Here is a 26,571-nt window from a genome sequence, read left to right as displayed (position 1 = left end):
GCAAAACAAAACAATATGGTTAAATTAATTAATTATACGAATGACTGGTAATGGGGTTTAATAGTAATCAACAAGATAAAGTAGATTGATTTAGAAGTTTGCTGATGTATTGGAGAATACTATGAAATCAAAAGTTACTATGAAAACGGACAGCCATTTTTCAAGTAAGTTGACGACCATTTGGGATTTATTGATAGAAGCTTACTCAGAATAAAGTTTAATATAGTCAGTTCAATATAATTTCGATACAAGGAAACCGAGTGCAAGTTATACATTAGTATGCTTAGTGAGGATGACGATGTAGCGGATTTATATAGACTTGACTATATGCCTTTTTAAATGATTATGTGAGTATATGGCTCACAAAAAACACCGCCTTAGCGAACTAAGGCGGTGTTTTTTATGGAATAACCCTTTTGCGCTTGAAATTTTCTTTGCTGCCCCTATTAGTATAGACAGTTTAACGATATTACATCCGGCAAGTCTTCTCATATTAAGAGGGCTGTCTTGGCAAATGTATCGTTATCTGATAATAGGTCTTTCATAGAATTTAAAGGAGTTTTTATGAGTGAAGCAACTCAAGCTGAAGGTCTGAATCCAGAACTAAAAAAACATACGTTTGAAGCAGAAGTGGCGCAATTGCTGCATTTGGTCACGCATTCGCTATATTCTAATGCTGATATTTTTGTCCGTGAGCTAGTATCTAACGCCTCTGATGCTTGTGATAAATTGCGTTTTGAAGGTACCAATGATGACAGTCTTTATGAAGATGATGGTGAGCTAAAAATTCGCATTGCCGTCGATGAAGATGCTAAGACCATTACCTTTACCGATAATGGTATTGGTATGAATGAAGCGGATGCCATCGAAAACTTAGGAACGATTGCTAAGTCTGGCACCAAAGCATTTTTGGACAAATTGTCTGAATCACAAAAGCAAGAAGGCCAATTAATTGGTCAGTTTGGGGTGGGTTTTTACTCAGGCTTTATCGTGGCTGACACGATCAGTGTCGAATCACGCAAAGCGGGCGAACCTGCGGATACAGGCGTACGCTGGGTATCGGATGGCACAGGTAGCTTTACCGTTGAGCCTATCACGAAAGCCACGCGCGGCACGGCCATCACTTTGCATCTCAAAGAAGAGTATTCTGAAGGCGAAGACAGCTATCTAGACCGCGCTAAAATCAAGCAATTGGTCAATAAGTACTCAGATCACATCAGTTTGCCGATTCAGATGCGTAAAGAAATCTGGCAGGAAGACGTAGCTGAAGACGACAATGCTGATGAACAAGCGCCAGTAGGCGGTGAAATGGTGCTGACTGATGAGTGGGAAACCATCAATAAAGCCAGTGCCTTGTGGACGCGCTCAGGCTCTGAGATTGAAGATGATGAGTATGTCGACTTTTATAAAAATATCTCATATGACATGGATGCGCCGCTGACTTGGACGCATAACCGCGTTGAGGGCCGTGTACAGTACACGCAGCTGCTATACATCCCTAAAAAAGCACCAGTAGACTTATATACTCGCGATCAGCAGCACGGTCTAAAGCTGTATGTGAAGCGCGTCTTTATTATGGATGAAGCGGAGCAATTGCTACCGATGTATCTGCGTTTTGTGAAAGGGGTGATTGACTCAGCCGACTTGCCACTCAACGTCAGCCGTGAGCTATTACAAGAGTCACGTGATGTAAAATCTATCCGTGATGGTAACGCACGCCGTATCTTGACGTTGCTGGCTAGTCTTGCCAACAGCGAAGACGCTGACAAGCAAGAAAAATTTGCTCAGTTCTATGCAGAGTTTGGTGACGTTATCAAAGAAGGTGTGGGCGAAGATGCGGGCAATAAAGAACGTATTGCCAAGCTACTACGCTATGCAACCAGCACACAAGATGGACTGGTTACCAGCTTTGAAGACTATAAAGCACGTATGAAGGAAGGCCAAAAAGCCATCTATTATCTCACTGCCGATAATCTAGCAGCGGCAAAAAACAGTCCACAACTTGAGCTATTCAAGAAAAAAGGCATCGAAGTTATTTTGATGACTGGTCGTGTTGATGAGTGGGCGATGAACTTCTTAACTTCATTTGATGAGACGCCACTACAAAACATCGCAAAAGGCGCTGTAGATTTAGGCGACTTGCAGGATGAAGCAGAAAAAGCGGAAGCAGAGAAAGCACAAGCAACGCTAAAGCCGATAGTCGATAAGCTAAAAGTGGCACTTGGCGAGCGTGCTAAAGATGTCAAAGTATCAACACGTTTGGTTGATAGTCCAGCTTGCTTGGTGGTTGGTGAAGGGGAGCTGTCACCACAAATGATTCAGATGCTACAGCAAATGGGTCAGGATGTGCCCGCGAGCAAGCCAACGTTAGAGGTGAACCCTGATCATCCGCTCATCAAAAAGCTTGAGACTAGCGAGCAATTTGATGATTTGGCGCAAGTGATTTTTGATCAAGCATTATTGGCAGACGGCGGTCAATTAGAAGATCCAGCCGCTTACCTAAAACGCGTCAATGAGCTATTGATGAGATAATGTTTGGTAATTGATGTAAGAGGAGGTCTTGTACGCAAGACCTCCTTTTTTTATTCGAATTTTTGAGCGAATTTTACAAATCAGCCTTATCCTCTTAACCGACAATCCGTTACAATCGCGATAGATTAGCGCGCTAAAATATTAAGGGTAGCTAGTAGTCTTCTATAAATATTCCATCGTGAATTCAATATAAATAGATGTCTATAAAGCCATGCACAATATTACAAGTCGATTGCTGCAAACGGTGGTTATATTAGGACAGTTATCATTGGGTTATTTTATTTTTCTCGACTGGCTAGAGGTCTAAGTCTTTGTCACTTACGTCGTTAAAAACCGTGTCACTTCAGCGCTTTTCGCTCAATTTCGCTGCCAATATTATTGCAACCTTATGGATGCTGGTTGGCTCCACACGTGCCTTTTCTTGGGTCAAACCCACTTTTATACAGTTTGCCGTATTTGCGCTATTGGCTCTCGGTAGCAATGTCTTGTTTTCTTGGTTGGCTGCTGAAACGGGCAGTATGTTTAATGAGCAGGGTCTGGTCAGTTATCTGATTTGGCCGATGATTATTTTATTGAGCGGTATCATTTTGGCTCGGCGAGCCAGCAATCAAACGTTGGTATTTGTACCTGTTGTGCTGTGGCTAGTGGCTGATACATTATCAGCGCTACTACAGAGCTTGGTGCAGTTCTTTGGTAGCTATGGGTGGTTACCAGAGTGGAGTTACTCGTTTTTGCCAGTACTGTTTTTGGTATTGTTCTTATGGCAAACGCTGGCGCTATTATGGATTTTTTCGCGCCGTCTACGGATACCATGGTGGGAGCGCGTTATTATATTGGTTGGTGCTGTGGCACTATTGACTATCTGGCAACGCAATGTCGCTGATCAACCGATATTTAAGCAAATACCAGTAGAGCCTGTCTTAGAGGAAGCTGCATTATACGAGCAGCCGCGTTTATTGCAGCAAGCATTAAATAGTATAGACCCTAGTATCGATGGCAAGACCGACTGGTACTTCATGGGCGTGGCTGGGTTTTCTGATCAAAACGTCTTTCGTTCTGAGATTAATAAAGTACGTGAGCTGTTCGATGTGCGCTTTGGCACCAGTGGGCATTCACTGTCATTGATTAATAATACCTATAGCTGGCTAGATGAGCCGATTGCGACCAAAACCAGCATCTTGCGCGGCCTAAAGAAGATTGGTCAGCAGATGAATCCTGATGAAGACGTGTTGTTTTTGACACTGTCCTCCCACGGCAATGAAGATATCGTACAGCTAGAAAATCCACCGCTTGCGATGGACAATATCGAGGCGTCATGGTTGCGTGAAGCACTTGATGCTTCGGGGATTCGCTGGCGTGTCATCGTTGTTTCTGCCTGCTATTCAGGCTCATTCATTGACGATTTGGCATCGCCGACCACCGTGGTGATTACCGCATCTGCTGCTGATAAAGCCTCATTTGGCTGTACCAACAGCGCTGAGATGACATATTTTGGTCAAGCATTTTTTGCCGAAAGCCTACGTGAAAACACCAGCTTTGAGGCCGCATTTAAGGATGCGTCATATCGAGTACAAGAGCGTGAGCTGTATATGGGCTTTGAGCCATCAGAGCCGCAAATGGCAGTAGGTAGTTTAATGGAGACAGCGTTGCCTGCATTTGAGCAAGTGTTGTTTGACAAAGCCCGTCCATCGGTTGCCAGTATCACAAGCGATGGCGTCTCTACGACCAATGCGTCATCTGACAATTCGGATAATAGGACTGATGTATCACTAAACAGTATAGAGGTAGTTGCTCCATAGAATGTATGTGAGTCTTACAAGCAGTGCTTTAGGTAATAGAGCTATCAATAAACACTATCAGTAACAGCTATCAATAACCGCTGATCTTATTTTGGATAAAGAGGACATCATTCATGCATACATCTTATAGTCATAGTTTGATTACCAATAAACAGCTTACACAAAAAAGTGTGAATCGCTGCTTTAACGGCGAGCAGCATTATTATAGTCATGAGTCGACATCGACCAAGACATCAATGACGTTTAGTATTTATCTACCTGATGAAGCATTGGCTGGGCGACGCTGTCCTGCGATATTATATCTTTCGGGTTTGACCTGTAACGCTGACAACGTCACTCACAAGGCGCATTTCCAGCAAAAATGTAGCGAGCTTGGCATGATATTGATCGCACCTGATACCTCGCCTCGCAGCAGTGAAGAAAACGATCTTCCAAACGACGATCGCTATTTTGTTGGTCAAGGTGCCAGCTATTACGTCGATGCGACCCAAGCACCTTGGTCGGATAATTTTAATATGCAAAGCTATATCGTTGATGAGCTATATGACTTATTGCGCTCGGAGTTTCCTATCCACAGCATTGGTGTCACAGGGCACTCGATGGGTGGTCATGGTGCGTTATTACTTGGATTTAAATTCCCAAGTAAATTCGTCAGCGTATCCGCGTTATCGCCTGTGTGTGCGGCCAGTGAGTCGGCATGGGGGCAAGCCGCTTATACCGAGTATTTCGGTGATGATGAGTCGCTATGGGCGCAAGCAGACGCCTCAAAGATGATTGAAAAGGTTGGCCAGCAGTACTCAAGTATATTGGTGGATCAAGGCGGCGCTGATAATTTCTTGGCAGAAGGTCAGCTGCAGACATCCAAACTACAAGAGGCTTGTACAAAAGCCAATCAGCCCCTAACATTACGTTATCAGGCGGGTCATGATCACAGCTATTACTTTATTCAAACAGTGATTAATGATCATATCGAACATCATTGGCACATGGCTCAATTGAGCTAAGCTGCTAAATAGACAACCGTAATACGTGTTTTCGATATCCTATTTCATGCTCAAAAGGTGATTTTTATGGCAAGTTATCAAGATTTGACAGCTTCTAATTCAAAGAATAAGTCAGCAGATACTAGTTCTACAAAAGCGACTATGCAAGCTGATATGGATGCAGCGCTAAAAGACAAACAGCGTAATAATGCTGCTAGCAGCAGCGACGCATTGCCTCAGCCCAAGTCAGATGAGTTTATTGCAAAAACGTTCGACGATGCGGGTGATAGAGTGCTTGATGAGACACAAATATCGCGCGTGATAGAGATGGCGTGGGAAGACAGAACGCCATTTGGTGCGATAGAGCATAGCTACGGTCTCGATGAGACGAGTGTCATTAAGCTCATGCGTCAGACGCTAAAGCCATCGTCTTTTCGCTTATGGCGTCAGCGCGTGAGCAATCGTGCGACCAAGCACGAGTCAAAGCGCTCCTTTGAGGTAGGTCGCGCCTATTGTAAGACCCAGTACAAGCAGCGTTAGTCAGTCAAAATTTTTAATTTATCAATATTTTATATAAACATGAATTAGGTAGCTCAATTATGATCAGTCCTGCTAAGCCTTATCTTATTGCACCATCAATCCTTTCAGCTGATTTCGCGCGGTTGGGCGAAGAAGTTGAGAAAGTATTAGAGTCGGGTGCCGATGTGATTCATTTTGATGTGATGGACAACCATTACGTACCCAATTTGACGTTTGGTAGCATGATTTGTAAAGCGCTGCGTGATTATGGGGTTGACGCGCCAATCGATGTACATCTAATGGTCTCACCTGTTGATAGTATGATTGAGCAGTTTTTGGAAGCGGGTGCGAGTATCATTACCTTTCATCCAGAGGCCAGCGCTCATATCGATCGCTCCCTTCAACTGATCAAAGATGGTGGTGCAGAGTGCGGTCTAGTACTGAACCCAGCGACGCCGCTACATTATCTAGACTATGTCATGGATAAAGTGGATCAAATTCTACTCATGAGTGTCAACCCAGGCTACGGTGGCCAGTCATTCATAGAGGGTACTTTAGATAAAGTTCGCCAAGTCCGTCAGCGTATCATTACCAGTGGCCGCGATATTAGATTAGAAGTCGATGGCGGTATCAAAGCCAGCAACATCCGCGCCATTGCTGAAGCGGGTGCTGATATGTTCGTTGCTGGTTCTGCGATATTTAACCAACCAGATTATAAAGCGGCCATTGATGCCATGCGTGCAGAGCTAGCATTGGCTAATAACTGTTAATAATTGCTAATAGCTGTCAATCACTGCCATATGGTGTAATAACAAAACAGCCCCAATGCTATTAGATCAAAAAAGTCTTAAAATGTGCTGTATAACTTATAACGATGCTTAACAGCAAGTTACGTAAAGGTAGGTAGAATATGGACACGCAAAAATTGACCAAATCATCAATACCGTCTGACCCTGTGATAGGCAACGAGCAGCAGTCGTCAGCCAACGGTGAAGAAAAACATCGCAGCTTGGTACCTAGAGGGATTACGATTGGGCTAGCTACATTTGCGCTTGTACTTAGTCTAGCAGGCTACGGCTTTCGTCTGATGGTAGGGGATGATATGGGTATGGTGCTGCGGCATGCTGCGGTTATCGTGCCTGCCTTTATGTTAGGTATTCCGCTTTTCTTTTGGGTGGGTTCTCGTATACTCAATAAGGTTAAAGGCTTGCATATCGAGAGTTGGAATGCCATCAGCTTGGGCTATTTGACGTCTTGTATCTCAATGCTATGGTTGATGGGCACTTATAGTTAACTGCTTTTGCTGTAAATAGAGTGCGCCTTCATACATATAGCGTTGTAGTGTTTTTTATATAAATTTTTAATCATTAAGCCATGCTTGATAAGTATGGCTGGAATTTCATATGCGAATCGTACCGGCCAGTATTGCCAACATTATTTACCCAAAAGACTTACCAAATGGTTTGTTTACCAGCTTAATCATCGCTTGCTTACTCATGGGACTGGCTTCACTTCGCCATGGCACCGACCTGCAAGGTTGGTTAAATGTCATTGAAAACTGGCTACTGATGCTGTTGATACTACCTACCGCGACGGCCACTGTAGCATTACCCTTTAAGTATCGGGATCCAACTCTTGAGCTAAAGCTGGTTTATTACCTTGGGATGTTTGTGGCTTTCTTATTTACGTTAGGAAAGTTACGTTATTGGCACTAATTTCATGCCAGTTACATCGGATTCAAGCTTTGATTGTGTCAAAGACTTATATCACAGCCCTTGAATTACCATGTCAAAGCGTCCATTGTATGAGTAAGACAGATTTACCCGCGTTACTGTAAGATGATAGGTTTGCCAAATGCAATTTCTATAATGAATAGCTTCTTTGCAATGACTGGTTTGTTTGCACGTGATGAACGGGACAATAAGGAATACATTAATGCCATATGATATCGATAACGAGATAGAAGTAGACAACGAGAATAGCGATCAATTTGCAGGATTTGCCAAAGAGACCACATTAGAGCTGGTGGAAGCGGATGACGGTAGATTGCTACTGCGTGACGCTGAGCAAGACGAAGCACCACTGATGACCATTGATTTTTCTGAAAAGCTGAAAGAGCTACTTGGCAGTGATACGCAGGCGATTGGTCAGCATATGATTCATGCCGCTATTCAGGTCATTATGCAAAAGCAGATGAGCCAGTGGCATGCGCATGTCTATGATAAAGAACCAACACATTATAGCTAGTCTCAAATACTGCTATTTTTAGATATTTTGGGGCTTGTTAGTACAAGCTATAAATATTCAGATAATGACAGCCACAAAAAAAGGGTTTATCAATTGATAAACCCTTTTTTTGTTCAAATAAAACCATTGGTTAAAATGGTAATTACTTGATTTTAGCTTCTTTAAAGATCACATGCTGGCGTACTTTTGGATCAAACTTTTTGATTTCCATTTTACCAGGCATAGTGCGCTTGTTTTTGGTAGTGGTGTAATAATAGCCAGTACCAGCTGTTGATACTAATTTAATTTTATCTCTCATGATAGCTTTCCTGTAAATGAGGGGTCTTCAAACGATAGGTATGTGTCTAAAAGAGCAAGTTGCTACAGTGAATGTAGCAAAACAGCAGCCAAAACGATGAGAGTCATCACTCAGCTGCTATTCTTAACTTAAACTTTTTGACCTTGTGCGCGCATATCTGCTAGCACTTTATCGATACCAAGTTTGTCAATGGTGCGCATACCTTTGGTAGACACACGTAGACGTACAAAGCGGTTTTCAGACTCTACCCAAAAACGATGGTGGTGAAGGTTTGGTAGAAAGCGACGACGGGTTTTGTTGTTTGCATGCGAAACATTATTACCCACCATAGGGCGCTTTCCAGTCACTTGGCAAACTCGAGACATGGCGAACTCCTAATCTATGAGGTATGAGTTTTTCTCATACCAGTCTGGGCAAATTGCACGTTTTTGCGGCATGGACACAGCAAGCGGCAGCTTTGCACCAAACAAAACTATATGAAGGTTGAGCTGGTATTACTGTTATCTAAAGGCAAATAACAGGCTGACCAATTCAGAAAATTTTAAAGCCGACATTTATACCATAAAACAGATGAATACTCAAATATTTTTATAATTATTGTCGATTTAAAGGAGAGCTATTATACCCTGAAATGAACGCTCTATGTTGTTGATTGTTTAATAGTAAAGATTAATTTTTAGTTGTAACTTATAACAAAAGTCAGTAAAGTTGCTGTTATATATTTAATACAATCTGTTAATACATCTAGCATTAATGTAAATCTATGTATCATTATCAGTCTCCCTTGATTCTGTGTAATGGTTTTTGCCTATTTGCTCGAATAAATTACTGCTCATGCGGAGTTAAAAAATGTCATATAGCTCACTACCCCTTACTTCTAAGTTTTTTCAACTTACTTCTTTGACTTGCGCACTAGCATTAGCAGGTTGCGGCGGTGGTGGCGATAGTGACACCGTAGATTCTATTGCACCAGCACCTGATTTGGGTGTTACCCAGCCGGGGACAGATGATAGTGATAATGGTGGCGAACAAGTACCCGAGGTTGAGGCTGATTTCTTTTTACAGAAACTTAGCACAGCGCCTACCATTATCGAGCTATCTGACGAGCAAGCGACTTTTACAGTCACTGTAAAAGCAGCTGAAGTAAGCTCTGGCGGTGCAATGGTTGGCAAAGCAGTTACGTTAAAGGTAGTGGGTTCTGAAACTAATGGTGTCACTATCGAAGGTCAGAGTACTCAAACGACCAATGATGATGGTAATGCAACCTATAATTTGAAGCTCAATCCGCAAGCCGTTGTTGATAAAGATGCATTAATCGCAAATGGCTTTACATTAATAGCCACTGCTAATAAAGCAGATGGTACAGCTGTTGCACCGCAAGAATTGAAAGTCTCCGTTAGTAGAGAAGGTAGTGGCGATGGTACTCAAGTTGTCGAGAGTGAGCTTGATATCGTATCTCTACTAAGTACAGGTTCGGTCTCCAATAATGTTTTAAACCCTTACGGTGATACTGCTCAATTGACTGTCACTGCTAAAAATAGCAATGGTGCTCGTGTTCAGAATGTAAAAGTTGGATTGGGTATTGCTAGTATTAAAGGTATCTCCATTGTAGGCGGTAATAGTAAAGACACAAATGCAGATGGCATCGCAATTTTCAATATCAACATAGATGAAAACCTTTCAAAAGCTGAGCGTGATGCTTTATTAAAAGGTGAAGGTATCGCATATGCTATTAGCATCCAAGAGCAAAGTGGTGCTACTAAGCAGGAGACTGGAAATCTATCTATAGAGTTGCCTGTCTCTGATTATGTATTGGATGTAAAAGGTAGGGATGAAGTACTCAATGCTTATGGAGATGAGCAACCGCTAACTGTTACAGCTACTGCCAAAAACTCTAAAGTGCCGACGAATATCGACGGTGCGAAAGCCACTATCAAACTTAACAATTCGATAGCTGGAGTCAAGCTTAGTACAGAGGCTCTTACCTTTGATGCGACTGGCAAAGCAGTGGTCAATCTAATCATAGCCTCTACATTGACTGCAGATCAGCGTAAAGAAATTGTAGAGAAAGGTGTGAGTTACACTGTGGTTCTATCAGAGCCTAACCGCGCAGTAACTGCGGATACCTATGGTAATGAAGCGTATATCCCTGATTCCCAGTATCAAATACAGTTTGCGACAAAAAATAAAAATAGAATCTCTAGTTTTGGCAGCGAAGCTGTTATTAGCTTCCGTGTCAATGACAAAAATGGTGGAGCAATTGCCAATCAAAAAGTAAACGCCAGCCTGCCTCAAGAGCTTGTGAATACTGGTCTGTTAATTTTAGACAGTGCTGCTGCCCAAGTAACTGATAGCAAGGGTGTGGTTAGTTACAATGTCAGTGTGCCAGCCAATTTAAGTGCTGCACAAAGAACCAAGCTGGAAGGTATTGGTGGCTTTATCTTAACAGCCAAAGTTACTGAGACATCAGGAGCCAGTAGCAGTATCAACAGTGAGCGTATCCAAGTAACGGCTGAAAGTGAAACGATCCTAACTGTGAAAAATATTCCTAGTGCGGTCAATATATTGAAGGATCAATTCCAAATACAAGTTGCAGGTAAGCGTCCGGATGGTAGTGCTGCATCTGAGAAAGAAGTGAAGTTGACAATCACCAATGTAGCGGGTGTGAGTATTCAAGGTAACCAGCAGACTACAGATGCATCAGGCAATGTAGTATTCACCGTTAATTTAAGCCAAGATCTAACAACAGCCCAGCGCGAAGCGTTAGTGAAGTCTGGTATTCCTTATACGATCACGTTAACAGATGAAGATGGCGTAGCCACCGAGCAATACAAAGCACCAGTTATTATTCCAGTGGCTGAATATAAGTTAAACTTTGGAAGCAGTAGTAGTGAAAAACTGTTGAGCACTGGTGGTGTCACCACTTTAAGCTTCCGCGTTAATGATAAAAATGGTGGCGTCATTGCTAACCAAACCGTAACAGCCAGTCTACCTAGTAGCTTGACGCAAAAGGGTTTGATAACGCTTGAGAGTGCTGCAAGTCAAGTAACTGATGCTCAGGGTAACGTAAGTTACATGGTGCGCATTCCTGCAGGTCTGTCTGCCACACAAAGAGCAGAGCTCGAAAAAGCAGGTGAGTTTGTACTAACTGCTCGTCTGGTTGAGTCATCAGGTGCCAGTATCAATACTAGCAGTAATCGCGTCTCAGTGACTGCTGACCCTAGTAAGAGCAAGACTATCCTGACAGCAAAAACCACACCTAGCGTCGTAAACGTTTTAAAAGACCAGTTTACGATTCAGGTGTCTGCCAAGCGTCCAGACGGTAGTGCGGCCGCCAGTAAAACCGTGAAGCTTGCCATTAATAATGTAAAAGGCATTAGTATTGAAGGTGGGGAACAAACCACGAACAGTGCTGGTAATGCAGTCTTTACTGTGAATATAGACCAAGCATTGACCTTAGATCAGCGCAAAGCACTTGCAAAAACAGGTATTGCTTATACAGCTACATTGACTGATGACGATGGTATTGCCACTGAAAACTACAGTGTAAAAGCCTCTGTCCCGAGTGCCGAGTACCAAATCAACTTTGGCAGTAATAGTAATACACAACTATCAAGCTCAGGTGGTAGTACTATTGTGAGCTTCCGAGTGAATGATAAAGACGGCGGCGTTATAAGTAATCAAAAAGTCACAGTCAGTCTACCAAAATATTTAGTTGACTCTGGGTTATTGACTTTAGATAGTGCGGCCGCGCAGACAACAGATGACAAAGGTATCGTAAGTTATACCATTCGTATCCCTACTGGATTAGAGGCTACACAAAAAGCAGCTTTAGAAAAAGCCAGTGGATTTTTCCTGACAGCCAACTTAGTTGAGACTTCAGGCGCTAGTACTAGTGCTCTTAGTACGCCTATCAGTATAAGTAACAAAGTTCAGTCAAGTTTGACGGTCTTAACTTCAGAGACCAATTCTAAGGTAGTGAATGTTCTAAAAGACCAGTTCACGATCAGCGTATCAGGTAAGCGTAAAGATGGCAGCGCTGCAGCTGATAAAGTCGTTAAGCTAGCGCTTAATAACGTATCAGGCATGACTATTAAAGATAACGAACAAAAAACAGATGCGTCAGGCAATGTGACATTCACTGTAGAGATAAGTCAAGATTTGACTCAAGCTCAACGTGAAGCATTGGTGAAGTCAGGTATCAATTATACAGTGAGCTTGACGGATACTGATGGTGTAGTGACCAGTGGATACAATGCCTCTGTCATTATTCCAGCAGCACAGTATCAGATCAACTTTGGTACTAGTGATAAAGTTCAGTTATCAAGCTCAGGTGGCAGCGCTATCATTAGCTTCCGTGTCAATGACAAAAACGGTGGTGCTATTACAGGTCAAAAAGTAACAGCAAGCTTACCTAGTGCTTTAACCCAACAAGGTCTACTGAGTATCGAAGGCAGCTCTGAGCAAGTGACTGATAGTAAAGGTATGGTGAGCTATACCGTTCGGGTTCCAGCAGGCTTGACGCAGAAACAAAAAGACGCGCTAGAAGTGATCAAAGATTTTGTACTAACTGCTAAGGCAATCGAAGATTCAGGTGCGAGCAGCAGTATTAGCAGCTCACTTGTAAAAATTACCTCGGCTGTAGAAAAGAGCGATATTAAATTGACGTCTATCAGTTCACCTAAAGTGGTCACTGTCACAGACAAGCAGTTTACGATTCAAGTATCTGCGAAACTGACTAACGGTAGTGTTGCAGCTGGCAAAAACGTCAAGCTTGTGATTAAGGATGTGGCAGGCGTTAGTATTCAAGGTAATGAACAAACAACCAATGAAGCTGGCAATGCTGTATTCACCGTAAATCTAAGCCAAGATCTCAATGAGGACGAGCGTGCGTCGTTGGTGGCGTCGGATATTGCTTATACCGCTACCTTGACGGATAGCGATGGTACAGAAGCAAAAATTGAAAACAAAATTGATGTCGTACAGCCGGTTACTAGCTTAGAATTTAGCGAGATCATCACGCCTTCTATTAGTGAGCTTGGTGGTCAAGGCACTATTAGCATTAAGCTATCAAATAAAGCCAATCAAACAGCAGTTAAAGGGCAAGCAGTTGCTATTCAATTGGGTAAAGCCGCACTCGATTATGGCGTTACAGTCAATCAAACGACAGCGACTACTGATTTTAGTGGTGAGACGACATTTATCGTTACTATTCCAAAAGGGCTAACCGCAGCAGAGCGTACCGAACTGAAGCGTGTAGGTATTAACTACCAGCTGTCGTATGTCGAAAAAGAGGAAACTTATACTTCTACTATCACAAAAGTAGATGTACTAACGCCAGCAGTTGATCTGACAGTACTAAATCCACCAAACCTTATTAATAATCGTCCTTTTTATACATTGAATGGGGAAGGTGATACGGCTGTGGTGAACGCTGGATTAAGTACTCGGAATACCAATATAAGCATCAGTGGTCAGCCTATCCAGTTAGAATTTGCGAATAAAGAGTTAGCAGCATTATTAACTGTAAATGGTAAGCCAGGTGTAAATAACAATATCGTCGAAACCGGCGCTACGGGTGCAGCAAGTTTTACGGTTATTGTGCCAAGCAACTTAACTACAGAGCAAAAAGCGACACTCAAAAACCAAAAGTTAACGGCTACCTTGACTGAGACATTGACGGGTAAAAAACAAGATATTCAGTTCAATATACAGTCAACCAAAGCGGCTATTGATTTAATAGCTATCACACCAAATGCACTAAATCTAAATGGTGGTGAGACTCAGGTTGAGGTAATAGCCCAAGACAGCAAGGACAATGTTATTGCGGATAAACAGGTTTATTTAGCGCTTCCTGCTGCTGTTGCAGCTCAAGGGGTTAGGTTGGTAACCAGTGGTACGCAAACCACGAATGATTCAGGTAAAGCGAGCTTCACACTTGCTGTGCCAGCTGGCCTAACGGATGCGCAAAAATCAGCCATTGGTAGTAGCTTCAAAGTCGTATTTTCAGCTACTGATGAGAATGATAATATTGCTACAAAAACCAGTACTGTTAAGACACTAACTCCTGATCCAAGCGGTACACAAGAAAACATTACTGTTGGTGCAAACAAAGTCGTCAATACCAAAGGAGATACTTTCAAAGTATTCGTGCGCGTTGCTAATGCTGACAGTAGTATTGCAAGCCGTACCGTAACGTTGAAAGTGAACGATCCAATTGGTACTGGCGTGACAGTCAGTCAAGGTACTGCTACTACCAACAGTGATGGCGTGGCTACCTTTAACCTAACCCTCGAAGATGGTGCTAATGTTAATCAAGCAATTCTAGAAGCGGGTATTCGATTAACAGCGACCACGACCACTGCTGAAAATGTCAAGTTGGAGCAAAACTATATCGTCGCAGTAGATACTGCTACGATTGATAGCTATCAGATATTGGCATCATCTGATAAGCCAACATTGACCACTGGTGGTGATCAAACCAATGCTACATTCCGAGTCACAGATAGTAATGGCGGTGTATTAACAGGGGTGCCAGTACAATTAAGCATCGAAAACCTAGAAGCCAGTGGCGCCGCACTAACCACAGCAAGCACTGTCACAACGGATGCAAGTGGCAAGGTGGATGTTGGTATTTTATTGGCAGCTAATAGCATCAATGCCCGACTGAACCATAGCATTGTCGTTAATGCTAAAATCGTCACGCCGCAATATGATGCAAATGGTAATGTCAGTATGCAAGTGCGTGAAGAGAAGTCTCTAAGCTTGTCAGCGACAGGTACAGAGATCACGCTTGCGGCCTCAGAGACTAACTTGAAAGATGGCGAAACGACCACTATCACGTCAACGCTGATAGATGGTACAGGGCGCGCTATCGCGAATGCCAATCTAGAGTTAGTAGATGCTGAAGGCAATCTTATTACCACCAATGCCAGTACAACTACCGATGCAGATGGTAACGCAAGCTTTGCTATTAGTGAAAGCGACTTAACCTTTGATAATAACGGTAATTTACGTATTTTTGCCAGAGCCACTGGTGAGCGTGCACTAGTTGCGCAGCGTAGTACCAGCAGTCTTGATTTGGTTAAAGTATCACAAGCGGGTATTAGCTTCATTGATATTGAAGATGTTTACGATGTTAATGTGGCACAGAATATCAATGTACAAATTCGTACCGATTCTCCAGCACAAGCTACCGCACTCATTGGTAAGGTAGTAGAAGTACAAACGACGATTGGTACGTTTGCCAACAATAATGTGATTGTTACTCAAGCAATCACTGCAGGCAATATTCAAGGCAACATTGTTACTGTCCCAGTAGTACTAACGTCTACGCTTGCTGGTACAACGGTATTGCAGGCAACAGTGCTGGGTGAAATGACGAATGGCACGCTAAAGTATCAAACCACAGTTGATACCCGTTTTAGAGCGACTACACCTGCGAAGATGCTGTTCCAAGCAGTGAACTCAGTTATCACACCAGGCAGTAGTACAGAAGTTGTTGCCACAGTTAAAGACAAGAACGATGTACCAGTAGAAGGGCAAACGGTTGTATTCAGTCGTGCTGCAGATTCATCAGCAGGCCGCTTATCTGCTGCTACCGCAGTGACAAACAGCAAAGGCGAGGCGCGTGTGGTGTATCAAGCCAATGCCAGCTCACCTATAGGTGGCGTGGTTATTAATGCCCGCTTATTAAACGACAATGCAAGCATTGGTACCAAAATGACCAATATTACAGTATCAAAAGAAGCGGTTTATACGACCTTAGCGTTTAGTAATGTCTTATCTACTGATGATATTTATTACACGGTTCGCGGTTCAATATCTGTCATGGATGGCTCAGGGCGCGCGGTACCAAATAAAGAAGTATCGATCAAGTCTTATGCTATTGAATATGCGCAAGGTAAGGTTTGTCTGCTTGATAGCAATGTGACTTATCAAGCGGCCAATACTACAGATATAGATGGCAATGTAAATACACCTGAACCTATAACTTTTGCAGAATTGGTTCCTGTATTGCAAAAGACAGATTGGATCATTAGTGAAGACAGTCCTGAATACAACTATACTTTAGATAGTGATGAAGATGTGAATAGCAACAATAGTCTTGATGCTATCAATCCGGTTGCCATTATTGGTGGCACACTATCTGATGACGGTTATTCATTCGTGACTGATGAAGAAGGTCGTGCAGACTTCGAGATTCGCTATCCGATTCGTTATTCAAGCTGGGTGAAAGTGCGTTTTGAGGCTTCTACTTTCTTGAATGGCAGTGAAAATACTCAAAGTATTAACTATTCACTACCATATTTGGCAAGTGATTTGAGAGTAGAAGATCCAAACTTATTCTCTCCTTGGATTGGTGATACCAGCCCGTTTGGCGATGCTGGTGTGGTATGTGTAAACAGTTTGAGTGTTAATATTAATGCAGAGAAAAACACATCTAAAGTAGTGTTATCTCCTTATCAAGCCAGTTACTCTGTGTCTATTAACGGCATAAGTCCAACGACAACAGCCCAAGGCTATAACAGCTTTATTGTAGACTTCAATCAAGCATTTGATTTGGGTTCTACCGTAGGTGTTAACAGTAACGGTTCAGGATTCTCTAGAAACATTACAGTTGAATAAACCACACCCAAGTAGGTAATTTACTCAGTCACGTACTACTAGAGCGCAAAAACCCCCACCCCTACGTTGGGGGTTTTTGCGTCAGCCTTCTAAACAACCAAATCAGCCGAAATAACCAAAAACAACCAACTCGCTCAGCAAAATATCGTAAAAAAGATTAAAATAACCGGTTTACTATGCTGTCAGCATTTTTTCAGCAACCAGTCATCATTTAATACCGGGCGAATTATGTCAGACAATATCAGAACCTCTCCATCATCTACCGCTTCTCAAAGCAAACAGCTCCCTAGCACTATTGATACTGCCACGCTTTCGATCAAATGCAAGGATCAGGCAGGTATTGTACAAGCCGTGTCAGAATTTATTCACCGCTATGGCGCTAATATCATCACCCTTGACCAATACTCAACGGCTCACGAAGGTGGTCAATACTTCATGCGTTTAGAGTTTGCTTTAGCAGATCTGAGCGATATTATTGATAACTTTGAGGCGAGTTTCGCCCATACAGTAGCCAAACGTCACAATATGGCTTGGCATCTACACAACAATGCAACCAAGACCAAAGTTGGTATTTTGGTTTCAAAGTTTGATCATGCGTTGCTCGACTTGTTATGGCGCCATCAGCGTGGCTTGCTTGATTGCGAGATTACCTGTGTGGTCAGCAATCATAATGATCTGCGTCAAGCGGTAGAAAACTTTGGTATCACCTTTCATCACGTACCAGTGACCAAGGACAACAAAGTAGAGGCAGAAGAGCAGATTCATAAGATTATGGCGGGCAATGACTTACTGGTATTGGCGCGCTATATGCAGATTCTGTCGTCTGATTTTGTTAAACGTTGGCCGATGCAAATAATTAATATTCACCACTCATTTTTGCCGGCGTTTGTTGGTGCAGATCCTTATCGTCAAGCTTATGACAAAGGCGTAAAGCTAATCGGCGCAACCGCGCATTATGTCACCGCTGATTTGGATCAAGGGCCTATCATTGAGCAGGATGTGCATCGTGTGACGCATCGTCAGGGTGTGGTAGAACTACGTGCTATTGGCCGTGACATCGAGCGTAACGTACTGGCACGTGCTGTGAACTGGCATGTACAAAACCGTGTGATCGTGGCAGGTAATAAGACCGTAGTCTTTAACTAAAAAAGTCAGTAGAAAGTTAAACAAAAAATGCGGTCGGTAACTATTGCTACCGACCGCATTTTTATGATGTTGTATCTAGCTTAGATGGGATTGACTATAGCAGCATCTCTAGCACAAACTTGCTACCCACAAAACCAATGGCCAGTAGGATAAAAGCATAAATGGTGATATTAGCGGCACGTTTGCCGCGCCATCCAGCACGCCAGTTGCCAAGTAATAGCGCGCCGAATAATAGCCACGACAGCAGACTAAACACTGTCTTATGAACGATATGCTGTGTCATCAAGTCATCTACATAAATGAAGCCAATGCCCAGTGCGACACTCAGCAAGACAAAACCTACCAAGATCATATCGAACAACAGACCTTCCATGCTCTGCAATGACGGTAGTTTATTGACCCAAAATCGATGGATGGTATGATGTTTAAGCTCACGGATCTGTAGACGCAAAAACAGCGCTTGTACGGCAGCCATTAGCAAGACGCAATAGGCCGCCAGTGACAGCAGAATATGGGTTTCAAGCCCGATACTGATATTGGTAATTGGCTGATAAGGGGCGCGGCCGATATAACCGATGGTCATACCTATGAGTGCGGTCGGTGCTGCTAAGATGCCGAGGCTAATGATAGGGCGGTATAAACTAAACAACACGTAAAACAATAAGAAGAATAAGCTGATCAGGCTAATCACATTGAACAGATTGAAGTTCAGACCATATAGCGTAACGACATAGGGATACAATAAGGCGGCATGTGCGAGCATCCCTACCAGTAACAAGCCCAAACTGCCGCTTTTGTAGATAGGTTTATCCCGAACGAGCGCCCAACCAATGTAAACGCTGACTAATATGTAAATCAGGCTAGCAAGTAAGAATGTAAGGTGCACAGGTATAAAACCTCATCTTTACGGAGCGCAAAATAGCCGCTCAATGTAACGCTAAAGTGGTATTATCGGAATGATTAGAATAATTGTCCAATTTATCATAAAATGGGTATCAATTGAGTGTCATCTTACGTATTCCTGATAAATGCTTGACGCGTGTAATCTAGAAAAAATCTATAACGTGCGCGTGTTATCGATAAAAAAGCGCAAATAAATCCAACGCCTTTTATCAAACGACTATCAATTTTGAATCGCGATAATGCTATAGTGTTGATAACACGATGTTTATCATCATCTATAGACGCGCAATCTACTACTTCATCACATACCCAATACTATATATAAGCCATTTAACTGGTTTAGCTAAGAATTATTTTAACCAAGAATTATTTTAACTGAGAGCTATCTATGTTTGACACCTTAACAGAACGCTTATCGTCGAGCCTGCGTAATATCGTGGGGAGCGGGCAACTGACTGAAGACAATATCAAAGATACCCTGCGTGAAGTACGTATGGCGCTACTAGAAGCCGATGTAGCACTACCGGTCACTCGCGACTTTGTAAAGCGCGTTAAAGAGCAAGCGCTTGGTGCTGAAGTGCTCAAAGAGTTGGCACCAGGCCAAGCGTTTGTCAAAATCGTCCATGACGAGCTGACCGAAATGATGGGCAGTGCCAACCAGCAGTTGGAAATGACAGGTAAGCCGCCAGTGGTTTATCTATTGGCAGGTTTGCAAGGGGCGGGTAAAACCACCACAGCGGGTAAGCTAGCAAAATTTTTACAAGAGCGTCATAAGAAAAAAGTCATGCTGGTATCTGCTGACGTTTATCGTCCAGCGGCCATCAAGCAGCTTGAGCAAGTAGCCGGTCAAGTGAATGCCAAGTTTGTGAATTCTAGCGCTGACGAAAACCCGATTGATATCGCGCGCCGTGCCATCGAAGAGGCCAAAATTCAGTATCAAGACATCTTGATTATTGATACGGCAGGTCGTTTGCATATTGACGATGCCATGATGGATGAGATCAAAGCGCTAACGGCTGCGGTCAATCCATCTGAGACGCTGTTTGTCGTCGATGCGATGACAGGTCAAGATGCGGCCAATACCGCAAAAGCCTTCAATGATGCCTTGCCATTAACAGGTGTCATCCTGACCAAAACAGACGGCGATGCTCGTGGCGGTGCGGCGCTGTCTGTACGTGCCATCACTGGTAAGCCCATTAAGTTCTTGGGTCGCGGTGAAAAACTAGACGAGTTAGAGCTGTTCCACCCTGAGCGTATCGCCCAGCGCATCCTTGGTATGGGTGACGTACTGAGTTTGGTGGAAGAAGTCGAGCAAAAGATTGACCGTGATAAAGCCGAGAAAATGGCGAAGAAGATGCAAAAAGGCGGTGAGTTCGACCTTGAGGATCTCTTGACGCAGTTCCAGCAAATGAAAAGCATGGGCGGCATGGCAGGTTTCTTGGATAAGATGCCAGGTATGGGCGGCTCTGACATGCAAAAAGCTGTCGAAGATGCCAAGCCAGAAGAAAAAGTACGTGAAATGGAAGCGTTGATCAATTCAATGACACCATTTGAGCGTAAAAACCCTGACAAGATCAACCCAAGCCGTAAGCGCCGTATCGCTGCAGGTTCTGGTCGTGATATTCAAGACGTCAACCGTTTGCTCAAGCAGCACAAGCAAATGGCAAAAATGATGAAAATGATCTCAAAACCTGAAGGCATCAGTAAGATGATGAAGTCTATGCAAGGGTTGATGGGCGGTGGCGGCGGTGCAGGTGGTGGCGGTCCTTTATTCGGTGGCGGTGGTCAAAAAGGCAACCCAAAAGATGTGAACCCACAGCAAATGGCGAAGCAAATGGGACTTGACCCAAACAACATGCCGAGCACCGAAGAGATGCAAAAGCAAATGCAAGAGATGCAAAACCAAGCACCAAAAAAGTTTAAAACACGCTTTTAAGCAATAGTAGATCGACAGTCGTAGATTGGGTGGCCTATTACTTTTTGATATGAACTTGTTGATCGTCACTTTTTAAGAAAAACCTCAAAACTGATATGGTTTTGAGGTTTTTTTATATGGCCTGTTACCCTAAGCGCTCATGGATAAAGTATGAAAAAAGTAGAAAGTGATAAAATCTGTTTATCCTAAATGCTATGATAGGCGCTGTTTTATGCTGCTGGTATTTTTTGTCATACCAACCATTTTTAGCATACCCAGACGATAAGACGAGGTTATGATGTTTTTAGCTATGGATACTGTGTTTGACCAGTGCTCGATTGCCATTTTGGATTCGAGTGGTCAGGTATTATCGAGTCATACTGAGACAGGTAAACGTCAGCAAACGCAGCAGATACTGCCAATGATTGATGCCGCGTTGTCAGAGGCCGGAATACGCCTGACTGATATAAGTGCACTCATATTTAATCGAGGGCCTGGTGCTTTTAGTGGTATCAGAATCAACACGGCGGTGGTACAGGCATTGTCTGTGGCGCATGACATTCCTTGTGTGGACGTCTCAAGCTTGCAAGCAATTGCGCAGTGCGCGTATCAGAAATACGGCCTGACGCAAGTATATAGTGCACTAGATGCCCGTATGCAGCAGGTGTATTTTGGACAGTATGCAGTAATCGATAGTGAATCAGCCATTATGCAGCCAGTGCTGATTGCTGATAGTGATAGCACTGAGCAACTGCTCGATTATGACAGCCAAACTGAGTCGGATTTTCCAATTGTCGGTAATGGCGCAAGCTTGTTAACTTTAAACGAAGGACAAGTCTGCCATGATGATGTTTGGCCAGATGCTGTTGTTATAGGGCAGATCGGCATTGCTCAGTTTATGGCCATAGGCGGGACAGAAGCGGCGCAGGCTTTACCAAAATACTTGCGTAATCAAGCGTGGAAAACGCTTAAGGAGCAAGGTAAAGCCTAGGGTATGTGGTCACTCAATCGATATTCCTTTAAATATACTAGCCGTTCGAGTCATTCGTAGCATCATATAACACATAACAATATACGAAGACCTGTATCAATCAACAGGTCTGTGTTTAGGAAAACCATCGTGGATATTATCTTATTAATTCAAGCTGTTATCATGGGTATCGTTGAAGGTATCACTGAGTTTTTGCCTATTTCTAGTACCGGTTACTTAATTCTATCAGCAGATATGATGGGTTTTTGGACCAAAGAAAAAGTGGATTTGTTTGTGGTGGTGGTGCAGCTTGGCGCGATTTTGGCCGTTATCTATGACTATTGGGGTAGATTGTGGCAAGCTCTAATGGGCCTGCTAACGGGCAAAGCAGAAGGTATGAGTAATCCAAGACAGCTCGGGCTGAGTTTAATTGTGTCTACTATCCCTGTGATGATCGTGGGCTTTACTTTTGCTGATGAGATTAAAAATTACTTGTTTAACCCTATCGTTGTAGCGATTATGCTCATCATCGGTGGTCTGCTGATATTTTATGTCGAGAGCCGACCTAAAACGGTCGTCGCTGAAGAGGCAGAGGATGTTAGCTTAAAGACAGCATTGATGATTGGTTTGTTTCAATGTTTAGCCTTAATACCAGGCACCTCACGCTCAGGCGCGACTATCATCGGTGCATTATGGCTTGGGGTCTCGCGTAAAGCGTCTGCGGAGTTTTCATTCTTTTTAGGTATTCCTGTCATTGTGGGCGCGGCACTATTAGATCTAATCAAACATGGTGATGTCCTGACCAATAGCGAGGATTGGTTGGTACTTGGCGTTGGTACTGTCGTCTCATTTATCGTCGCCTTACTTTGTATTCGCTTGCTGGTGGCATGGGTGAGTCGCCGTGACTTTACGATCTTTGCTTGGTTGCGTATTATTACAGGCGTTGTTGTATTGATAGCCGCTTGGGGCTTTGGTTATCAAATGGCGGGTTAAGCTGCAATCATGTTAAAAATATTCTGAAGTACAAAGGTTATTAAGCCTATCTAAATTTGACCATAGATACTAAAGGGCATGTCAGTGACGAGTAATTTGCCTCCAGCATCTAAAGAGAGTATTAACACTATGCATGACCTTACACACTGTCAGCTGATCTACGTCAATGAGTCGCAGCAGCATCAAGTAGAGTCGTTGCAAGCGCTGATAGAGAAAAATCAATTGTCAATCGTGTTAAATGCTGAGTTATCGGTAGATAAATTAACGCAAAAATATCGTCAAAATCTGAGTCAGACAGCGTCTCAACCAGTGTTATTATTGGATGGTAAAGACAAGCTATCGTGGCTCAGTGATGGTCTGAGCGTGGCGCCAGAATGGGATAAACTGCAACGCCGAGTGGTGAGTGCTGGCCGTAAGTCAGAGCTGCTATTGCAAGCTGCCAAGATTACAGCCGATAGCAGCGTCATAGATGCGACCGCGGGTTTCGGTCATGACAGTCTCATATTAGGCAGCACCGGCGCTCAGGTCATCATGCTAGAGCAACAACCAATCATGGCGCTGCTATTACTGGTAGAGCAGCTGCGTATGAGCGCATTGCCAAATTGGCAAAAGCTGATGGCACGTTTGCATATTATCAATATCGATGCGCTGAGTTATTTTGAAAGGCGTATAGCGGAGTCAGCAACCAGTGACAGTCGCGCTATTGATGTCGTGTATCTGGACCCTATGTTTCCAGAGGACAGCTATCAAGACAGTAAGACTGGCAAGGGTGCTAAAGTCGGCAAGCATATGCAAGCGTTGCATCAACTTGCAAGACCGCCAACGTTGGACGAGGAAGGCCAATTGCTAACCTCTGCACAAACTGTCGTCAGCAAAAATGCACTGCACTCTGGGCGCGTGGTCGTGAAGCGTCCGCAGCATGCGCCGACATTGGCAAACCAGCAACCTACTGAGAGCTGGCATAATGAAGCCGTGCGCTTCGATGGGTATTTTGCCTAATAACCATGATTACCAGCTGGTTAGGATAACTATGCTAATGAACCATGCCAATGCTATTGGGTATATGAGATCCATGCAGCTTATTGCCAAATCCATTCAATATAAAAAATTCTATCAGTGATAATGGCAGTGTTATGACATTTAAAGACAAACTACAAGCTTACATCCAACTGACACGCTTTGACAAACCTGTGGGCATTGAGCTGCTCCTATGGCCAACCCTGTGGGGCGTGTTACTGGCCGCAATGGGTCAAGCACAGCAGCAAGGACTGACGGCCGCGCTGCCCAGTCTCCAGATATTTGTGCTATTTGCACTCGGGGCCATCTTCATGCGTGCCGCAGGTTGTGCCATTAACGACTTCGCGGATCGTAAGGTTGATGGTCATGTCACCCGCACCAAAGGACGTCCACTAGCCGATGGGCGCTTATCAGGTAAGGAGGCGGTTGTAGCATTTTTAGTGCTGGTGTTATTAAGTGCCAGTCTGCTGTTTTTCTTACCCATTGCTGTGTTTTATTGGTCGCTTGGCGCTGTGATGCTGGCATTCATTTATCCCTTTATGAAGCGTTATACCCATCTGCCACAAGTGTTTTTGGCAGCGGCTTTTGGCTGGGCGATACCGATGGCTTATGTGGCCATACAGGGCACACCGGATATCTGGTGCTGGCTGTTATTTATCGCTTATATGTGCTGGACAGTAGCCTACGATACCCAGTACGCCATGGCTGACCGCGATGATGATATCAAGATTGGCGTCAAATCAACGGCGATGCTGTTTGGTCGTTATGATGTGATTATCATCTCAATATTACAAATGCTATTCTTGCTTATTATGGGCGCGGTTATGTGGCATTATTTTGCCCCGACTGCCGTAGGCGTGACGCCCGTATTTGGCTTGGCATTGGTGGCGATGATGTTTGCCAAGCAAAACAGTGCTTGTGCCAGTCGTGACCCATTGGCTTGCTTTCAGGCATTCTTGGCCAATATCTGGGTCGGACGTTATGTCTTTGTGCTCATCGCTATCGCCTGTATATGGACGACGCTCAATGGATAAGCTTAATAAGCTATGGAATCGAAAGGTAAAGGGTGCTTCTGATACTGATGGGTCTGTCATCGACTATCAAGCAAGAATGGCTGAACACGGCCTGACGCGCGAGCAAGTTATCGCCACCGAGCGTAAGCTGGCCAAGTTTGCCAATACCATGGATTCGCTCGTACGGATACCCTTTACCAAACAGGGTATGGGTGCTGATGCCGCGCTGTCGACCATTCCGCTAGCAGGTGATTTGGCAGGCTTGGCATTGACCAGTTATGCGTTTATATTGGGTCGTCAACTGGGTGTACCAGCTCATAAAATGACGCCTGCTGTCAGATTGGCACTGATTGATATGGTCGTGGGTATCGTGCCGGGCATTGGGACGTTATTAGATATCTTTATTCGTCCCAGTCGCAAAACACTGGGTATCGTGCATGAGCATCTACAAGATGAGTATGGTATTACCGATACCATGCATATTGATCGACCGTTTTTGCATCAGTCACTAGAGGACAAGCAGCGAAGCAGTCGTTTTGGTTTCTTTTGGCGAAACCCCATTGTAGAGTGGCTATACTTGCATATTCCTGACATGCTAGGGCTGATTGTTCTAGTAGTTATTGGATGGGGTTTATGGTCATTGATTGGCTGGCTAGTGGGCTTATTTGGTAATACAACAGGCTTTAGCTGAGTAATAGGGTGTTGCTAAATGCCAGTTTAGCTAACAAGCGATTGGATCAAACAGCACGAGAGAAAAGTAATAAAAAAGGTCAGCAACGATAGTATCGTTGCTGACCTTTTTGTGGCTGACAATAATAAGGGACTATATTTAAACTTTATTCGGTGACGACTTCCGCTTCTGCGCTGACCGCATCAAAGCTGGTGACTTTGTTGTTTTGAATCAGATCGATAGTGCCACCACCTGCATGACTGACCAGTTGGATAGCGCCATTATTTGATTGATAAGTGGGGTTATTACCTTGGCCTTCTGGTGCACTGAGGGTCATTTTTGGTTTGTTTGGCAACGTGACAATGGCGTTGAGCATGCCTGCTGCTGACGTTTCAAAGACGACGGATAATGACTCGCCTGTGGCGCTTTTATAGCGGACATCCGTGATTTGTGCGCCTTTGATCGCTTGGTGTGGGTCAGGTGTCACCGCTTTAGTGTTTGCCATCTCCTTGGTGCTGCCCAGATTATCGTCTAACTGACTTAAGCTAACATCGTGCTCTGAGTCGGTTTGTGCAGTGCTGTTCGCCTCATTGTTTGCAGCGTCATCAGCAGCATTGGTATTTATATTGGAAGTGACTGGGGTTGTCTGATTCGCAGTCTCAGCAGATGTCTCACTGGCAATTTCAGGATCTGGGTCTTTCTGACAAGCAGTCAGCAGCAACATGCTAAGAAAAATGGCAGAAGCTTTAAGGTGGTAGGGCTTAGATTTTGCAAAGCTTGGTGGTTTTGAGGCAGAGATGGGCATCATCAGGTCATCCAATAAAAATATTTTGTATAAGCGAAAAAACACAGGTGTTAGTTTTACGATTGAGTACCGACTGCAGTGAATGCTGTACTCATAATACATAGCAGAGGGAAGGTTTGGTAATAAGTGATAA

At 43.7% G+C, this 26,571-nt stretch carries 20 protein-coding genes; 16 read left to right on the top strand and 4 right to left on the bottom strand.

The genetic code is table 11. The features are described 5' to 3' along the window. Positions 1–564 precede the first annotated feature (564 nt). The 8 genes from htpG (at position 565) to I6E86_RS06455 (ending at position 8,080) form a co-directional block, all read left to right on the top strand. Positions 565–2,532 carry a molecular chaperone HtpG gene (gene htpG / locus I6E86_RS06490; RefSeq protein WP_197176305.1) on the top strand — a complete coding sequence of 656 codons (1,968 nt, stop codon included), beginning with the start codon at positions 565–567 and terminating at the stop codon, positions 2,530–2,532. 311 nt (positions 2,533–2,843) lie between these two features. Continuing rightward, positions 2,844–4,331: a C13 family peptidase gene (locus I6E86_RS06485; protein WP_227680571.1), complete on the top strand. Its 1,488-nt coding sequence runs from the start codon at positions 2,844–2,846 to the stop codon at positions 4,329–4,331. 113 nt (positions 4,332–4,444) lie between these two features. Beyond that, complete coding sequence (fghA, locus tag I6E86_RS06480; protein WP_197176303.1) at positions 4,445–5,335, top strand: S-formylglutathione hydrolase; 891 nt, start codon at positions 4,445–4,447, stop codon at positions 5,333–5,335. A gap of 270 nt (positions 5,336–5,605) precedes the next feature. Further along, positions 5,606–5,854 (top strand): TIGR03643 family protein, encoded by a 249-nt coding sequence (locus I6E86_RS13830; RefSeq protein ID WP_320158526.1) that lies wholly within the window; start codon positions 5,606–5,608, stop codon positions 5,852–5,854. Between the two features lie 59 nt (positions 5,855–5,913). Continuing rightward, positions 5,914–6,603, top strand: coding sequence for a ribulose-phosphate 3-epimerase (gene rpe / locus I6E86_RS06470; protein ID WP_194364739.1), 690 nt, complete (start codon positions 5,914–5,916; stop codon positions 6,601–6,603). Positions 6,604–6,743: 140 nt separating this feature from the next. Beyond that, a complete protein-coding gene (locus I6E86_RS06465) occupies positions 6,744–7,127 on the top strand; it encodes a hypothetical protein (RefSeq protein ID WP_227680570.1) in 384 nt (127 codons plus the stop codon). Between the two features lie 109 nt (positions 7,128–7,236). Next, on the top strand, positions 7,237–7,548 hold the full coding sequence (locus tag I6E86_RS06460; RefSeq protein WP_197176300.1) for a hypothetical protein: 312 nt from the start codon (positions 7,237–7,239) through the stop codon (positions 7,546–7,548). Between the two features lie 220 nt (positions 7,549–7,768). Further along, the gene (locus tag I6E86_RS06455; protein WP_197176298.1) at positions 7,769–8,080 is read left to right on the top strand and encodes a hypothetical protein; all 312 of its coding nucleotides are present in this window, start codon (positions 7,769–7,771) and stop codon (positions 8,078–8,080) included. A 142-nt stretch (positions 8,081–8,222) separates the two neighbouring features. Here the strand turns inward: I6E86_RS06455 and rpmG are convergent, their stop codons facing one another. After that, the gene (rpmG, locus tag I6E86_RS06450; RefSeq protein WP_010201403.1) at positions 8,223–8,378 is read right to left on the bottom strand and encodes a 50S ribosomal protein L33; all 156 of its coding nucleotides are present in this window, start codon (positions 8,376–8,378) and stop codon (positions 8,223–8,225) included. A gap of 128 nt (positions 8,379–8,506) precedes the next feature. Then, positions 8,507–8,743, bottom strand: a complete 237-nt coding sequence (gene rpmB, locus I6E86_RS06445) for a 50S ribosomal protein L28 (RefSeq protein WP_194364745.1) — start codon at positions 8,741–8,743, stop codon at positions 8,507–8,509. A 484-nt stretch (positions 8,744–9,227) separates the two neighbouring features. On the opposite strand from rpmB, the gene I6E86_RS06440 reads away from it, so the two are divergent. Further along, positions 9,228–17,006 (top strand): beta strand repeat-containing protein, encoded by a 7,779-nt coding sequence (locus I6E86_RS06440; RefSeq protein ID WP_197176296.1) that lies wholly within the window; start codon positions 9,228–9,230, stop codon positions 17,004–17,006. Positions 17,007–17,234: 228 nt separating this feature from the next. Then, positions 17,235–18,152, top strand: coding sequence for a formyltetrahydrofolate deformylase (gene purU / locus I6E86_RS06435; RefSeq protein WP_197176294.1), 918 nt, complete (start codon positions 17,235–17,237; stop codon positions 18,150–18,152). Between the two features lie 94 nt (positions 18,153–18,246). On the opposite strand, the gene I6E86_RS06430 is transcribed toward purU, so the two are convergent. Further along, on the bottom strand, positions 18,247–19,038 hold the full coding sequence (locus I6E86_RS06430) for an inner membrane protein YpjD (RefSeq protein ID WP_194364754.1): 792 nt from the start codon (positions 19,036–19,038) through the stop codon (positions 18,247–18,249). Between the two features lie 405 nt (positions 19,039–19,443). Between I6E86_RS06430 and ffh the strand changes: the two genes are divergently transcribed. The 6 genes from ffh (at position 19,444) to I6E86_RS06400 (ending at position 25,654) form a co-directional block, all read left to right on the top strand. Further along, a complete protein-coding gene (gene ffh, locus I6E86_RS06425; RefSeq protein ID WP_197176290.1) occupies positions 19,444–20,991 on the top strand; it encodes a signal recognition particle protein in 1,548 nt (515 codons plus the stop codon). 277 nt (positions 20,992–21,268) lie between these two features. Beyond that, entirely contained in the window at positions 21,269–21,961 is a 693-nt protein-coding gene (gene tsaB, locus I6E86_RS06420; protein WP_197176612.1) for a tRNA (adenosine(37)-N6)-threonylcarbamoyltransferase complex dimerization subunit type 1 TsaB, read from the top strand. A gap of 129 nt (positions 21,962–22,090) precedes the next feature. After that, positions 22,091–22,933, top strand: coding sequence for an undecaprenyl-diphosphate phosphatase (locus I6E86_RS06415; protein ID WP_194364758.1), 843 nt, complete (start codon positions 22,091–22,093; stop codon positions 22,931–22,933). Positions 22,934–23,062: 129 nt separating this feature from the next. After that, a complete protein-coding gene (locus I6E86_RS06410) occupies positions 23,063–23,932 on the top strand; it encodes a class I SAM-dependent methyltransferase (protein WP_197176288.1) in 870 nt (289 codons plus the stop codon). Positions 23,933–24,066: 134 nt separating this feature from the next. Beyond that, entirely contained in the window at positions 24,067–24,984 is a 918-nt protein-coding gene (gene ubiA / locus I6E86_RS06405) for a 4-hydroxybenzoate octaprenyltransferase (RefSeq protein ID WP_227680569.1), read from the top strand. Continuing rightward, positions 24,977–25,654 carry a DUF4112 domain-containing protein gene (locus I6E86_RS06400; protein ID WP_197176287.1) on the top strand — a complete coding sequence of 226 codons (678 nt, stop codon included), beginning with the start codon at positions 24,977–24,979 and terminating at the stop codon, positions 25,652–25,654. Before ubiA ends, I6E86_RS06400 begins: the two co-directional genes overlap by 8 nt. 145 nt (positions 25,655–25,799) lie before the next feature. On the opposite strand, the gene I6E86_RS06395 is transcribed toward I6E86_RS06400, so the two are convergent. Next, positions 25,800–26,441: a hypothetical protein gene (locus tag I6E86_RS06395; protein WP_227680568.1), complete on the bottom strand. Its 642-nt coding sequence runs from the start codon at positions 26,439–26,441 to the stop codon at positions 25,800–25,802. Between the last annotated feature and the right edge of the window lie 130 nt (positions 26,442–26,571).

This window comes from Psychrobacter sp. SWN149 (assembly GCF_015864565.1).
Taxonomy (GTDB): domain Bacteria; phylum Pseudomonadota; class Gammaproteobacteria; order Pseudomonadales; family Moraxellaceae; genus Psychrobacter.
The sequence above is the reverse complement of the archived record's forward strand: the minus strand, read 5'-3'. Positions and strand labels throughout refer to the sequence as shown.

Bases quoted from the DNA above. Each gene is read 5' to 3' on its own strand.
- I6E86_RS06465 (WP_227680570.1), top strand. From the start codon at position 6,744: ATGGACACGCAAAAATTGACCAAATCATCAATACCGTCTGACCCTGTG.
- tsaB (WP_197176612.1), top strand. From the start codon at position 21,269: ATGTTTTTAGCTATGGATACTGTGTTTGACCAGTGCTCGATTGCCATT.
- ubiA (WP_227680569.1), top strand. From the start codon at position 24,067: ATGACATTTAAAGACAAACTACAAGCTTACATCCAACTGACACGCTTT.
- I6E86_RS06410 (WP_197176288.1), top strand. From the start codon at position 23,063: ATGCATGACCTTACACACTGTCAGCTGATCTACGTCAATGAGTCGCAG.
- ffh (WP_197176290.1), top strand. From the start codon at position 19,444: ATGTTTGACACCTTAACAGAACGCTTATCGTCGAGCCTGCGTAATATC.
- purU (WP_197176294.1), top strand. From the start codon at position 17,235: ATGTCAGACAATATCAGAACCTCTCCATCATCTACCGCTTCTCAAAGC.
- rpmB (WP_194364745.1), bottom strand. From the start codon at position 8,743: ATGTCTCGAGTTTGCCAAGTGACTGGAAAGCGCCCTATGGTGGGTAAT.
- rpe (WP_194364739.1), top strand. From the start codon at position 5,914: ATGATCAGTCCTGCTAAGCCTTATCTTATTGCACCATCAATCCTTTCA.
- fghA (WP_197176303.1), top strand. From the start codon at position 4,445: ATGCATACATCTTATAGTCATAGTTTGATTACCAATAAACAGCTTACA.
- I6E86_RS06455 (WP_197176298.1), top strand. From the start codon at position 7,769: ATGCCATATGATATCGATAACGAGATAGAAGTAGACAACGAGAATAGC.
- htpG (WP_197176305.1), top strand. From the start codon at position 565: ATGAGTGAAGCAACTCAAGCTGAAGGTCTGAATCCAGAACTAAAAAAA.
- I6E86_RS06395 (WP_227680568.1), bottom strand. From the start codon at position 26,441: ATGATGCCCATCTCTGCCTCAAAACCACCAAGCTTTGCAAAATCTAAG.
- I6E86_RS06400 (WP_197176287.1), top strand. From the start codon at position 24,977: ATGGATAAGCTTAATAAGCTATGGAATCGAAAGGTAAAGGGTGCTTCT.
- rpmG (WP_010201403.1), bottom strand. From the start codon at position 8,378: ATGAGAGATAAAATTAAATTAGTATCAACAGCTGGTACTGGCTATTAT.
- I6E86_RS06440 (WP_197176296.1), top strand. From the start codon at position 9,228: ATGTCATATAGCTCACTACCCCTTACTTCTAAGTTTTTTCAACTTACT.
- I6E86_RS06460 (WP_197176300.1), top strand. From the start codon at position 7,237: ATGCGAATCGTACCGGCCAGTATTGCCAACATTATTTACCCAAAAGAC.